The organism is Drancourtella sp. An57 (genome assembly GCF_002161525.1).
Classification (GTDB): domain Bacteria; phylum Bacillota; class Clostridia; order Lachnospirales; family Lachnospiraceae; genus Sellimonas; species Sellimonas catena.
The window spans coordinates 1-2,205 of the sequence record NZ_NFHY01000034.1 but is presented as its reverse complement, the minus strand read 5'-3'; the positions used below and the strand labels follow the sequence as shown (position 1 = coordinate 2,205).

Annotated in this window: 3 protein-coding genes; all 3 read right to left on the bottom strand. The window is 41.9% G+C overall.

What is annotated here, in order from left to right:
* A partial coding sequence (locus B5G11_RS16015) for an Rpn family recombination-promoting nuclease/putative transposase (protein ID WP_144289716.1) occupies positions 1–498 on the bottom strand: 498 nt, incomplete at its 3' end.
* 529 nt (positions 499–1,027) lie between these two features.
* Positions 1,028–1,507 (bottom strand): hypothetical protein, encoded by a 480-nt coding sequence (locus B5G11_RS16005; RefSeq protein ID WP_087255634.1) that lies wholly within the window; start codon positions 1,505–1,507, stop codon positions 1,028–1,030.
* Between the two features lie 29 nt (positions 1,508–1,536).
* Positions 1,537–2,205 (bottom strand): Rpn family recombination-promoting nuclease/putative transposase (locus B5G11_RS16000; protein WP_242959092.1); only part of this gene is annotated, 669 nt, incomplete at its 5' end.

Below are 2,205 nucleotides of genomic sequence, written 5' to 3'. Positions count from 1 at the left end.
ATCTGTATACTTCTTCCCGGCCATTTCATCCCAGAAATGGACCGTCCGGTAACAAAAATCATCATCTGGAAATCGTTCAAAATTCAGGACGCTGACCTGAATACACTTCTTCAGGATGCGATAGCTTTCCCCTGCTTTGATCTGTCCTGCATACATTTTGCTCAGACAAAATAGCAGACGTTCGTCCCAGTATTCCACATAAAACACCTGCATTTCGATATCTATCTGCACTCCATCCGCCAGGCATACATGCACATCCAGAATTCCCTTCTTTTCCTCTTCTGCTTCTTTGGGAAGCTCATTTTCCAACAGGATCGTTTCATCAATTTCTTCCGGCTTAACCTGCAAAAGCACTGCAATAAATCCCTTTCTCGTCTTAGGATTTCTCATCAGCTCTTTGAAACACCAGTCCACGGAAGGCTTCATGATAAAATCTTCGCTTCGGGCAGTTTGTCTTTTCTTATTTTGTATCTTTCTTTTCCTTTTGATTTTTCTCATAATTCGATCCTTTCCCGGCTTCTCATCCACTGGAAAAGGATGTTTCTGTCTGCTGTAAGTGTAGCATATTTTCTTAATTGGAAAAAGTGGTTTGCCTGAGAAAGGAATATAGAAATGTAAGAAGCCATCCGATTACCGGCCAATGTGTCTGCCGTATATAAATGTAATGTTTGAAAATTTCGGCGAACGCCTTAGAAATACGAAAAGCGAGTGCTTTTCAGATATGGATAGAGTAACATATCAATAACGAAAAGGCAAGAAACCAGAGGCCACTATTACAACCAAGTATCGAGAAATCCTTCGCCAGAAAAGCTTAGGATTTAGTAAACGGAACATCACACATAGCTACGGCGTATCCTGTAACACAGTTGCCAAGGTCGTCAAACGGACGGCGGAAATGAATCTTTCCTGGCAAGTGAATCATAAGATGACCGACAACTCACTTGGAGAAATGCTTTTCCCCAAGTGAAAATCATCAACCAATAAAAAACTACCTGATGATAAAGTTATGATCTTACAGGACACGCTGTCAGGTTCTCCGTTCGATGATCCAAAAATAGAACCTCTTTGCCAGGGAACAGTACAGTGCTCTGTTATTTTTCACATATTCTTTCTCTATATAGGAATATATAGATTGAAATACCTTCTCTACATATTCTTTCTCCTCATCCACCAACTCCTGATCTCTAGACAGCGGGCTGATCCTGCTTGAAAAATACATATCCAGCTCATATATTTTATTTTTGATTCGGGGATGAACCTTGTACCTGTTTGTGAGCAAAATTTCCATAATAGAATTCTGCATCTCCAGAGATAAATCAGTATAATACCATGCCATCGAATGGTGCTCATTATCATACAATTCTAAAAATGGCTTATAAAAGGTATCATTAATTTCCTTTCTTCCTTCCCGATAGTCCTCTCTATAACTTGTATATCTTCCAAGAAAAAATGTAAGGAGAGCCGTCATCATCGTAAGAACCGCTTCATTCTCCGTAACCCAATGCATTAACGCTTTCAATATCTTTTCCCCACACCTTATTCCATAGAATGTTCTGCCAATTCCACAAGCTTGCGAAACTCTTCTACTGTCATGTTTGCTTCTTCTGCAGCCTCCTCCAACGTCAGACGCTTCTTCTGATAGAGCTGAATCAACATGACCTGACCACCCTGCTCCATGCCCCGCTGGAAGCCCCTATTCCGGGCTCCCTCCATATTGGATCTGTAATCCAGGATCGCTTTCTCCCTGGCCTCATACTGTAAACGTTTCTTCTCATCCAGGCTCATCTTTACTAAATCCTCGTATGCTCCTTCCAGATATTCATTTCCCTTTGCCACTTCTTTCAGCTCCTCTTTATTCTGCCCTCGAAGAAACCGCATCCACTCCATCACATCTTCCGGTCCGCTGGCCTTTTTCTGAAGTTTCGGAAGCTCCAGGATCTGAATCTCCAGCTTATCTGTATACTTCTTCCCGGCCATTTCATCCCAGAAATGGACCGTCCGGTAACAAAAATCATCATCTGGAAATCGTTCAAAATTCAGGACGCTGACCTGAATACACTTCTTCAGAATGCTATAGCTTTCCCCTGCTTTGATCTGTCCTGCATACATTTTGCTCAGGTAAAATAGCAGGCGTTCATCCCAGTATTCCACATAAAACACCTGCATTTCGATATCTATCTGCACTCCATCAGCCAGGCATACATG